Annotated in this window: 14 protein-coding genes; 2 read left to right on the plus strand and 12 right to left on the minus strand. The window is 69.3% G+C overall.

Annotated elements, in window-relative coordinates; translation table 11 throughout:
- Window positions 1–200: 200 nt before the first annotated feature.
- The gene (locus AOK17_RS40005; RefSeq protein ID WP_107102625.1) at window positions 201–893 is read right to left on the minus strand and encodes an RsiG family protein; all 693 of its coding nucleotides are present in this window, start codon (window positions 891–893) and stop codon (window positions 201–203) included.
- A 195-nt stretch (window positions 894–1088) separates the two neighbouring features.
- Between AOK17_RS40005 and dtd the strand changes: the two genes are divergently transcribed.
- Window positions 1089–1514, plus strand: a complete 426-nt coding sequence (gene dtd / locus AOK17_RS40010) for a D-aminoacyl-tRNA deacylase (RefSeq protein ID WP_055617543.1) — start codon at window positions 1089–1091, stop codon at window positions 1512–1514.
- A 55-nt stretch (window positions 1515–1569) separates the two neighbouring features.
- Here the strand turns inward: dtd and ygfZ are convergent, their stop codons facing one another.
- From ygfZ to AOK17_RS40040, 6 genes are all read right to left on the minus strand, one after another.
- Window positions 1570–2544: a CAF17-like 4Fe-4S cluster assembly/insertion protein YgfZ gene (gene ygfZ, locus AOK17_RS40015; RefSeq protein ID WP_055617544.1), complete on the minus strand. Its 975-nt coding sequence runs from the start codon at window positions 2542–2544 to the stop codon at window positions 1570–1572.
- 87 nt (window positions 2545–2631) lie between these two features.
- Window positions 2632–3093: a Fur family transcriptional regulator gene (locus AOK17_RS40020; RefSeq protein ID WP_055617552.1), complete on the minus strand. Its 462-nt coding sequence runs from the start codon at window positions 3091–3093 to the stop codon at window positions 2632–2634.
- A gap of 30 nt (window positions 3094–3123) precedes the next feature.
- The gene (locus AOK17_RS40025; RefSeq protein ID WP_055617545.1) at window positions 3124–3699 is read right to left on the minus strand and encodes a heme-binding beta-barrel domain-containing protein; all 576 of its coding nucleotides are present in this window, start codon (window positions 3697–3699) and stop codon (window positions 3124–3126) included.
- Between the two features lie 223 nt (window positions 3700–3922).
- Window positions 3923–4828, minus strand: a complete 906-nt coding sequence (locus AOK17_RS40030) for a hypothetical protein (RefSeq protein ID WP_055617546.1) — start codon at window positions 4826–4828, stop codon at window positions 3923–3925.
- The gene (locus AOK17_RS40035; protein ID WP_245697668.1) at window positions 4825–5709 is read right to left on the minus strand and encodes a hypothetical protein; all 885 of its coding nucleotides are present in this window, start codon (window positions 5707–5709) and stop codon (window positions 4825–4827) included. Before AOK17_RS40035 ends, AOK17_RS40030 begins: the two co-directional genes overlap by 4 nt.
- Window positions 5706–6533, minus strand: a complete 828-nt coding sequence (locus tag AOK17_RS40040; RefSeq protein WP_055617554.1) for a hypothetical protein — start codon at window positions 6531–6533, stop codon at window positions 5706–5708. The genes AOK17_RS40035 and AOK17_RS40040 overlap by 4 nt, the downstream gene beginning before the upstream one ends.
- Before the next feature lie 101 nt (window positions 6534–6634).
- Between AOK17_RS40040 and AOK17_RS40045 the strand changes: the two genes are divergently transcribed.
- Window positions 6635–6997 (plus strand): DsrE family protein, encoded by a 363-nt coding sequence (locus AOK17_RS40045; protein ID WP_055617547.1) that lies wholly within the window; start codon window positions 6635–6637, stop codon window positions 6995–6997.
- 52 nt (window positions 6998–7049) lie between these two features.
- Here AOK17_RS40045 and AOK17_RS40050 read toward each other — a convergent pair whose 3' ends face one another.
- The 5 genes from AOK17_RS40050 to AOK17_RS40065 all read right to left on the minus strand — a co-directional run bounded on the left by AOK17_RS40050 (window position 7050) and on the right by AOK17_RS40065 (window position 10063).
- Window positions 7050–7310, minus strand: coding sequence for a DUF3099 domain-containing protein (locus tag AOK17_RS40050; protein WP_055617548.1), 261 nt, complete (start codon window positions 7308–7310; stop codon window positions 7050–7052).
- A 311-nt stretch (window positions 7311–7621) separates the two neighbouring features.
- On the minus strand, window positions 7622–7909 hold the full coding sequence (locus AOK17_RS40055) for a DUF1416 domain-containing protein (protein ID WP_055617549.1): 288 nt from the start codon (window positions 7907–7909) through the stop codon (window positions 7622–7624).
- A 44-nt stretch (window positions 7910–7953) separates the two neighbouring features.
- Entirely contained in the window at window positions 7954–8793 is an 840-nt protein-coding gene (locus AOK17_RS40060; RefSeq protein WP_055617550.1) for a sulfurtransferase, read from the minus strand.
- A gap of 164 nt (window positions 8794–8957) precedes the next feature.
- A complete protein-coding gene (locus AOK17_RS54150) occupies window positions 8958–9038 on the minus strand; it encodes a putative leader peptide (protein ID WP_353963671.1) in 81 nt (26 codons plus the stop codon).
- A 257-nt stretch (window positions 9039–9295) separates the two neighbouring features.
- A complete protein-coding gene (locus tag AOK17_RS40065; RefSeq protein ID WP_055617551.1) occupies window positions 9296–10063 on the minus strand; it encodes an LmeA family phospholipid-binding protein in 768 nt (255 codons plus the stop codon).
- Window positions 10064–10204: the final 141 nt, after the last annotated feature.

Below are 10204 nucleotides of genomic sequence, written 5' to 3' on the forward strand. Positions count from 1 at the left end.
TTCCCCGCGCCCCTGAAAGCCCCGGTGACCGAGGTCTGTTCACCACGTGACCGTCCGTCGTGGTTGCCCGCGCCGTTCCCCGCGCCCCTAAAAGACTGACGTGAACCCCCACCCACCCAGGGGCGCGGGGAACTGCGCGACCAGCACCAGCAGGCCCGCAGCCGAGAACGTCGGCGTCGGCATCGGCATCGACCTCGGCGTCACATCAGCAAGTCGTCCACCTGCGCCTCGCCCTCGCGATAGCGACGGGCGATCTCCGCGCTGCAGTCGTCCGCAGTCCGCTGCAATTCCTGCCGGCGCCGGGAAACCTGCTGCTCGTACCGCACGAGCCGCCCCATCGCCGCGTTCAGCTCCAGATCCGTACGCGCCTCCAGGTCGGACAGTTCGACCTCGGCGAGCATGTCCGAGGCCAGCCGCCGGAACTCCTCGCTGTGGGGCGTACCCACAGTCACGTGCCGCGCGGACGACCGCTGCCGCGCCGGCGCGTCCGTCAGGATCTCCGACAGCCGTTCAACGACGGACGCCGAAGCCGCGATCCGCGCCTCGCGTCCCCGCCGCGGGGCACCCCGCCGCCCCAACTCGGCGCGCAGGATGTCGATCCGCCCCTGCAGCAGCCGCCGCACATAGCTCAGATCGGCCTCGTCCCGCTGCGCGTCCCTCCGCAGGGTGCGCAGTTCGGGCAGCCGCAGGACGCTCAGCTCGGGCTCCGGCTCGGGCGCCGACTCAGGCATGGGGCTGTCCGTACGCTGGGTGGGCGGACGCGCCACGACCGGGCGCGCTGACGACGACGGCGAAGACTGCGGCAAAGACGCCTCCGGCGATGGCGATGACGGCGGCTCCCCCCGAATCAGCGATACGACCCCGGGTGACTGCCCCGTACTCGGTGTGCTCATGTGCCTCAACCGTCCCCTCGACCGGCGCGTGTGAGCATCGTGCCACCCCAAGTGGCCGCTATGTGACCGAGTGCCCCCGATCGGCCCCAGATGGGGGGTTAAGGATCAATAAGAAAGCCCCCGTACGGAGTCGGCACCAAGGTCGGCATCAAGGCCGGCACCGACGTCAATCGGACGCACGGCATGATGGTCCTTATGCGTGCGGTGGTGCAGAGAGTGGACGGCGCGAGCGTCGTCGTCGAGGGTGAGACCGTCGGTGAGATCAGCGGCGAGGGCCTGTGCGTCCTGGTCGGGGTGACCCACGAGGACACCAAGGAGAAGGCGGCCCAACTGGCCCGCAAACTCTGGTCGATCCGCATGCTGGCCGACGAGAAGTCGTGCTCGGACATCGACGCCCCGCTGCTCGTCATCAGCCAGTTCACGCTGTACGGAGACGCCCGCAAGGGCCGCCGGCCCACCTGGAACGCAGCCGCCCCCGGCGACGTCGCAGAGCCCCTCGTGGACGAGGTCGTGGCCCAGCTCCGCTCGCTGGGAGCGACGGTGGCGACGGGCCGTTTCGGCGCGCAGATGCGCGTCTCGCTGACGAACGACGGCCCGTTCACCGTCCTGCTGGAGATGTAGCCGCCAGGCGGGCAACAGGCACTCCAAGATCCGGCCCGGCGGCCCCTGGCGGGCCCTACGGCTCGACCACGACCTCCTGCGCCGCCGCCGTCGTGTCGGCCACCAGCCGCGCGTCCAGCGGTACGTTCCGCTTGACGAGTCCCAGGGCGATCGGCCCGAGCTCGTGGTGCCGTACGGCCGTCGTCACGAAACCGATCTTGCGTCCCTCGGGCCCCTCGTCCGCGAGCCGCAGCTCCGCGCCGTGCGGCGGCAGATGGACCTCGCTGCCGTCCAGGTGCAGGAAGACGAGCCGGCGCGGGGGCTTGCCCAGGTTCTGGACGCGGGCGACGGTCTCCTGCCCGCGGTAGCAGCCCTTCTGCAGATGCACCGCGCTGCCGATCCAGCCCAGCTCGTGCGGGATGGTCCGGTGGTCGGTCTCGAAACCGATCCGCGGCTGGTGGTTCTCGACGCGCAGCGCCTCGTACGCGAGCAGCCCGACCGCCGGGCCGTGCCGGTCGACGTCGGCGGCGTACGACTCCAGGTCCGTACGCGGCAGGAACAGATCACGTCCGTACGGCGTCTCGCGGACGACGACGCCCTCGGGGACGTCGGCGATGGAACCGGCCGGCAGGTGGACGACCGCGAACTCGGCCGTGCTGTCGGCGACTTCGACGCGGTAGAAGAACTTCATCGACTCCAGGTACGCGATCAGTGCGTCCTGGCTGTCGGGCTCCACGTGGGCCCAGGTGGTCGTCCCGTCGTCGACGAGATACAGCGCGTGCTCGATGTGGCCGTGCGCGGAGAGGATCAGCGCCTCGGTGGCGCGGCCCGCCGGGAGGTCGCTGACGTGCTGGGTGAGCAGCAGGTGCAGCCAGGTGAGCCGGTCGTCGCCGGTGACGGTGACCACGCCGCGGTGCGAGAGGTCCACGAAACCGGTGCCGCCGGCGAAGGCACGCTGTTCTCGGAACAGGTCCCCGTAGTGGGCGGCGACACCTTCGTCCACACCCTCGGCGGGCACGGCACCGGGCAGGGACAACAGAGGGCTCTTCATATCCACACAGCCTACGACCGAGTGGGCGCGCTTTTTATTTCCGCCGGAGTGCCGCTCCCCACTTGCCGCCGGGGGTCGCTCCGCCGCCTACTCCGCCTTCGCGGCCTTCTCCGCCGCCCTCGCCGTGCAGTCCTCGCAGCGGCCGAAGATCGCGAAGTGCTTCATGTCGGTGGAGAAGCCGAACGTCTCGCGGAGCTTGGCGGTGAAGTCGGCGGCGATCTCGACGTCCGCCTCAATGACGTTCGTGCAGTCGCGGCAGACCAGGTGGAGATGGTGGTGCCGGTCCGCAAGGTGGTACGTGGGCGCCCCGTGCCCGAGGTGCGCGTGCGAGACGAGCCCGAGCTCCTCCAGGAGCTCCAGGGTCCGGTACACCGTGGAAATGTTGACCCCCGACGCGGTCTTCCTCACCTCGATGAGGATGTCGTCGGGGGTCGCGTGCTCCAGGGTGTCCACGGCTTCGAGCACAAGTTGCCGCTGCGGCGTCAGCCGGTAACCGCGCTGCCGCAGATCGCTCTTCCAGTCAGTGCCTTCGGTGCTTCCAGTGCTCACCACACCGAAAGTCTAGAACTACTTGTAGAACTACTTGAAGAAAGCGATCCCGTCGTCCGGCATGTCGTCAGGCAGGGCCTTGGCCCAGCGCTCGACGTCCTCCGGGCTGACGACCTTCTTGAGCTGGGCCGACATGTACGGGCGGAGCGAAACCTCGGGGGTCTGCTTCTCTCCGACCCACATGAGATCGCTCTTCACATAGCCGTACAGACGCTTGCCGCCGCTGTACGGGCCCGAGGCGGCCGTACGCGCGACCGCGTCCGTGACCAGGTCGATCTGGGGCTTCTTGTCGGCCATCTCGCCGTACCAGATCTCGACGACGCCGTCGTCGCGAACCATCACGACCTCGACCTTGCGGTTCTGGTCGATCCGCCAGAAGCCGGACTCGGACTCCAGCGCGCGCACCTTGTTGCCCTCGGCGTCGAGGACCCAGGTGTGCGAGTGGTACTCCAGGAAGTCCCGCCCGTCGTGGGTGAAGCTGACTTCCTGGCCGAAGTTGCACTTCTCGTCGCCGGGGAAGTCGTGGACGCCCGCGCCGGTCCAGTTGCCCAGCAGGAAGGCAAGGGGGACGAGGTCCTTGTGCAGGTCGGACGGGATCTCGATCATGAGGTCGGCAGTTCCTTGATGGGGGTCAGCGCTGGCCCTGGTACAGCTTCTTCACGGCCAGCCCGGTGAAGGCGAGAACGCCGACACAGACCAGGACCAGCAGGGCTTCGAAGAAGTACTCAAGCACGGGGTGCTCCTCGGGGGTGACGCGGTGGTGGGCAGTACAGAGCCGCTCCCCACTCTAGTAGGGGTGGGGAGCGGCTCTCTCTCCGAGGTCCGCCGGTCAGCTCAGGAGCTGGCTCTGCAGGACCACGGTCTGCTGGAAGGGGACCGCCTCGGCGGTGCCCTTGCGGGACTGCACGATCAGGGCGACGGTGTCGCCGGCCGAGAGGTAGGCCTGCCGGACCTGCTCGGCGCCGTACGGCTTCGTCTCCGCGTACGGCGAGCGGGTGACGTGGGCGAACTCGGTCTTCTCCGGGAAGTCCTCGTCCCGGTCGAACTCCTCGGCACCGCGCACGGCGTACGTCGGGCTGTCGTAGTGGATCAGCTCGGTCGCGAACAGCTCGTCCGCGACGGCCGCGGTGCCGAAGCGCAGCAGGTAGATCCGCGTGTGCGTGCCGTCCCGCGTGGTCCAGCCGCGGGCTGCGACGTGCCGCAGCCCGTGGTCGGTCAGCACCTGGCCGGCGGCCTTGCGGTCCTCCTTCGACGCGAACTCCGCCAGGAAGTCCTTCGTCGCGAGCCAGCCGTCCTCGCCGCGCAGCGCCTTGTCCGCCTTCGCGCCCTCGGGGGCGGGCAGTACGAGCGCGCGCAGGTCGGCGTGGTGGGCGGCGGCCTTGTTGGCCTCGGCGAAGGGGGCCGGGCTGCCGGACGGCAGCGGCGGCCTGACGATCTCCGGGTAGTTCCAGCGCCCGTCCGACTCGGTCGCGAGTCCCGGCAGGTCGGTGCGCTCCTGCCGCGTGATGCCGTACGCGGCAGCCGTACCGACCGCCACGAACACCACCGCGACGGCGGTCCAGCGCAGCACGGCACGCAGGACCCGGCGGTCCTTCCCCGCCTTGGCCGGTACGAGCGGGGTCCCTTCGGGGGCTGCGGGTACTGCGGGCGCTGCGGGGAGCACGTCAGGCGGCGGGGGAGGCACGAGTGCCTGCCGCTCCTCGGTCTGCTCGGTCTGCTCGGTCTGCTCGGTCATACCGCCTCCCCCGGGTCGGTGATGCGGTCGAGCTGGGTGCGCAGCAGCAACGCGACTCCCTCGGTGTTCAATGGCCTGATCCCGGACGCGGTGGCGCTGACCAGCACGTCTCCCTCGTACGCGGAGCAGAACATCGCCTCGATCTCCTCGCCTGTGGTCTTCGGCTGCAGAAAGCACTTGGCGTTCTTGTGGCCCTTGACGGCGGGGCCCGCGCGGAAGACGTCCATGGCGTCGAGGAACTCGTTCTGGAACGTCGAGATGTCCCGGACGGCCGCCTTGTTCTGCATCCGGGACAGCACGACGCTCACCGAGTACGCCGTCTTCGAGTCGGCGTAGGAGTTGCCCGCCGTGCTGACGTAGCTGCGCATCGCCATGCCCTGGACGCGCTGCTTGTCGATCTCTTTCTCCAGCCGCAGTCGCTGGGAGCGGGGCATGCCACGCAGCGACTCCTTGCGCAGGGCGGTGGCCTGGGCACCGCTGAGCCGGGCGTCGTGGCCGTACTCGTTGAGGTCGGGGCCGCGGCCCCAGTCGTCCTCCCCGTACGGCACGAGCAGGCCGGCGAGCCCCGTGGCGGCGGGCGGCTTCCTGTCGTCCGCCTTCTCCCGCGGGAAGTCCCAGACGGGCGCGCCCGCGTCCCGGTCGGCGTCGTTCACGGTCACGACGGTGTAGCCGGTGCCTGCGACGACGGCGGCGACGAGGAGGCCGGCCCCGACGAGGGCGGCGATCCGGCCACGGCGTACGGGCTTCTTCGCGTCCGGCGCCACGGGCTCGGCCGGCGACGTGGCGTCCACCGGCTCTTCCGGCTGCACCGGCTGGACCGGCTCCTCGGGCTCGACCGGCCCGGATTCCTCCGCAGGGACACTGCTCCGGTCGTCGCTCACAGCCGCTCCATCTGCCGCTCGGCCAGGTCCATGATCTTCGCCTTGGTGATCGGCCTGCTGTCGTTCACGAAGATCTGCATGGCGATGTCGCCCCGCCAGGCATGCGCCTCGGCCGTGTACATCGGGAGGTAGCCGGCCTTGTTCTCGGGCTGCTTCCGTACGTACGCCATGCCGTCGCCGGTGCCGGGGACGGACCAGCTGTCCGTGTCGTACTCCGCCTCGCCGTAGTGCTCGTCCGCCACTCGTTCACGGGCGGCCAGGCGGTCCTCCTGGCGGTACTGCACCAGCCGGATCAGGACCGAATGCGTGCTGCCCGTCTGCCAGGAGGTGACGGCCGCGCGCCGGAACTCGTCGTCGATGAGGGTGCTGTAGGCCGTTGTCGGCCGGGTGTACCCGTCCGCGTACGCGTCGAGACCCATCCAGCCGTCGACGCCTTCGGCGGAGGTTGTGTCCCGCGCCCCGCTCGGCCGCTCGACCAGCAGCTTGCGCAGGTCACCGTCGGTCCGCACCCTGCGGTCCTGCGCGGCCGACAGGGGCTGAGGCCCCTTGCCCCCGGCCTGCGGAAGCGACGGCTGCGAGAGAGACGGCAGCTCGGTGGGCTCACGGTCGGCCTGGATCAGATATCCGACGCAGGTGCCGGCGACCACCCCCAGCACGGCGGCCGTGGCGATCAGGAGCGTCGTGCGCCCACGCCCACGTCGGCGCACACGCGGCACGGCCTGCTGCTCCGGGGCCTCCGAGGTCTCCGGGGCCTCCGGGGTTTCCGGGGCTTCGGAGGTCTCCTGGACCTCAGGTGGCGCTTCGGGTATTTCCGTGACTTCCAAGACGTCCCCCACAGAACGCGAAGCGCGGATTCCGTATCCGCGCGCACAGGAGACCCATGATCAACGCGTGAGGTTGCAAGGGAGTTGATTACGATTCGAGCATGGCGAAGAAGCTCGTGATCAAAGTGACGGCGGGGGCGGACGCTCCCGAACGCTGCTCTCAGGCGTTCACGGTGGCGGCGGTCGCCGTGGCCAGCGGGGTGGACGTGTCGCTCTGGCTGACGGGCGAGTCCGCGTGGTTCGCGCTGCCGGGCCGGGCCGCGGAGTTCGAACTGCCGCACGCGGCCCCGCTCCCCGACCTGCTCGACTCGATCCTGGCCGGCGGCCGGCTCACTCTCTGCACACAGTGCGCCGCCCGCCGGGACATCACGGAGAAGGACGTCATCGAGGGCGTACGCATCGCGGGCGCCCAGGTCTTCGTCCAGGAGGCCCTGGCGGACGAGACCCAGGCGCTCGTCTACTGAGACTGAGCGGGGGAGGACGGGTCACCCACTGACCGGGACTGACCGGAACGGCTCAGGGCCGTCGCTTCTTGCCGTCCAGCTCGTCCCACCAGTCGTCGGACTTGGGGTCGCCGGACGGGTCGTCCCACCAGCGGTCGTCGGGGCCGCGCCGATTCGCCGCCATCGCCGCGAGCGGGGGAATCACCATGGCCACGACGCACATCCCGACGGCCACGGGCACCGACCAGAGCCGCACGACTCCCCAGGCCAGCACGAACAGCCCGATGCACGTGCCCATCATGGCGAAATACACGTGACGCCTTCGCGCGTACATGCATCCAGCGTAGATCCGGGCAGGCGCAAAGGCTCACCCCGCGAGGCAGGGACGACGCCACGACCTGGCGGACGGAGTCCGGCGCAGCGCCTCGAAGCCTGCGAAGCAGTGCGAGAGGCGCGTCAAGGAGGGGCCGTGACGCCTTCGCGCGTACATGCATCCAGCGTAGATCCGGGCCGACCCGGATGGTCTGTCCGTGGGCAAGCCGAAGGGCCGCACCCCATTACCGGAAAGCGTCCAACCCCCCGGGGGTGCGGCCCTTCGGCCGTTTATACGGTGTCCGCCGTCAGGTGGTTCAGACGGAGACGGGTTCAGACGGTGATGGCCACCTCGGCCAGGCCGCCGGTCTGGGCGACCACCGTGCGGTCGGCCGTGCCGCCTGGAACGAGGGCGCGGACGGTCCAGGTGCCCTCGGCCGCGTAGAAGCGGAACTGTCCGGTCGCCGAGGTCGGGACCTCGGCGGTGAACTCGCCGGTCGAGTCCAGGAGGCGGACATAGCCCACCACCGGCTCGCCGTCCTTGGTCACCTGACCCTGGATGGTGGTCTCACCGGGCTTGATCGTCGAGGCGTCCGGGCCGCCGGCCTTCGCTCCACACATGTTTCGTTTCCGTCCTTCAGTCCTTCAGGCCTTGAGTTCTTGGGTTACTTGTTGGCGCCGAGCTCGATCGGCACACCGACGAGGGAGCCGTACTCGGTCCACGAGCCGTCGTAGTTCTTGACGTTCTCGACACCGAGCAGCTCGTGCAGCACGAACCAGGTGAGCGCGGAACGCTCACCGATGCGGCAGTACGCGATGGTGTCCTTCGCCAGGTCGACCTGCTCCTCGGCGTAGAGCTCCTTGAGCTCGTCGTCCGACTTGAAGGTGCCGTCGTCGTTGGCGTTCTTCGACCACGGGATGTTGCGCGCGGACGGGACGTGGCCCGGACGCTGCGACTGCTCCTGCGGAAGGTGGGCCGGCGCGAGCAGCTTGCCGCTGAACTCGTCGGGCGAACGCACGTCGACCAGGTTCTGCGAACCGATGGCCGCCACGACGTCGTCGCGGAAGGCGCGGATCGCGGTGTTCTGCGCCTTTGCCTTGTAGTCGGTCGTGGCGCGGGTGGGCACCTCGGCGACCAGGTCGCGGGAGTCGAGCTCCCACTTCTTGCGGCCGCCGTCGAGGAGCTTCACGTTCTCGTGGCCGTACAGCTTGAAGTACCAGTAGGCGTAGGACGCGAACCAGTTGTTGTTGCCGCCGTAGAGGACGACCAGGGTGTCGTTGCCGATGCCCTTCTCCGACAGGAGCTTCTCGAAGCCGGCCTGGTCGACGAAGTCACGGCGGACCGGGTCCTGGAGGTCCTTGGTCCAGTCGATCCGGATCGCGTTGCGGATGTGGTTCTTCTCGTACGCGGACGTGTCCTCGTCGACCTCGACGATGGCCACGCTGGGGTCGTCCAGGTGGTCCTGGACCCAGTCGGCGTCTACCAGGACGTCGCTGCGGCTCATGCTCGTTCTCCTCCGGGGCAGTTGCGGCGGGGCGTTGCGTCAGTGCGTCAGAAAGGGATGCGGTACGCGCTCGACGATCACGGCTGCGATGGCGTACGCGGCGCAGGGATGGCCCCGACGAGAGAGGTCGAAGGGCCCGGCTCGCGGAAGTACGACGCTTCCGCTCAGAAAGTGCGACAGAGCATGGCGGCGACGCGGCACAGGTCTACTGCCCGCCGCTTCGTGAGATCCGCCTGTCGCCTCATGACGTCGATCGTAGGGACGGACAGGCGGGCATGTCACCGGTGTGTCGTATTCTGAGACGCGATCGTCCGGGATGTGGGACGAGAAGGGTGTCCGGCCCGTTTTCTCCCGGCCCCGGAGGGGCTGTAGCCGTCGTCACATCTCTCGCACATCTGCTGTGCGGACGGGGGTGTCTCGCCTTTCGGACGCGGCACGGACGGCAATTCGAGCGGGCCATGCTCTGACTCCCTGCCCCACCCAGCCCTACTCGCCACCCGACCTACCCGACCAGGCTGACGTCCGAACCCTTCACCGTGATGTCGACGCCCTTCGGCGCCGCCTCGACCTTGTCGAGCTTGATGCCGCCGGGCAGGCCGTCGATCTGCTGCCGGAAGTCGGTGATCAGGCGGACCTTGTCCTCGGCGAGCTGGACGCCCAGGTTGGGGAGGGAGTCGGCCTGCACCTGGACGGTGTCGCCCTTGACACTGACCGAGCTGAGCACGGAGACCGGGCGCGGGAGCTTGGTGCCGAGCACCGTGGCCTCCACCTCGACCTTGATCTTGCCGTTGCCGCCGTCCGAGAGGCCGACGACCTTGGCGGTGACTCCGCTCGCGACATCCACGGGTTCGGCCTTCGCCGTCTTCAGGAGTTCGTCGTACGAGATCGTCGCCGTGCCGGTCGCCGAGGCGGCCTTCGCGGAGCTGTAGTCGCCGGAGAACGCGACGCCCCGCATCTGGGCCGTGAGGTCGTCGATACGGATCTTGTCCGGGGTGGCGCCGTTGGCGGTGCCCGTGCCGCCGGTGGCGCCGCTCGTGTCGGCCTCGTAGTTCTTGATGCCGACCTCCACCTCGTCCAGTTCGCCGCCGACGACCTGGGTGAGGAAGGGGAAGCCCTTGATCGAGACGCTGGGGGTGGTGGCCAGGCCCTCGTTCGTCTTCAGCCTGTCCGCTGCCTCGTCCTCGGCGAAGCCGACGGCTACGCGGTCGGCGATGATGAAGAGGCCGCCGAGGATGACGGTCACGATCAGAAGTATTCGCAGTGCTCGCATGGTTTACGTGTTCCCCCACCTTGGCGGTCTCCTGGCGCGAGGGTAACCCTGCCGGGGCCTCCGGCCGGTTGGACGGGGGGAGTTGTCGATCAGCTGTGACAGGGGTGGCCGCGGACCAGGGCTTTTCCTCGCCCCCGCCGC

The sequence above is a fragment of the Streptomyces phaeochromogenes genome (genome assembly GCF_001418655.1).
GTDB lineage: Bacteria > Actinomycetota > Actinomycetes > Streptomycetales > Streptomycetaceae > Streptomyces > Streptomyces phaeochromogenes.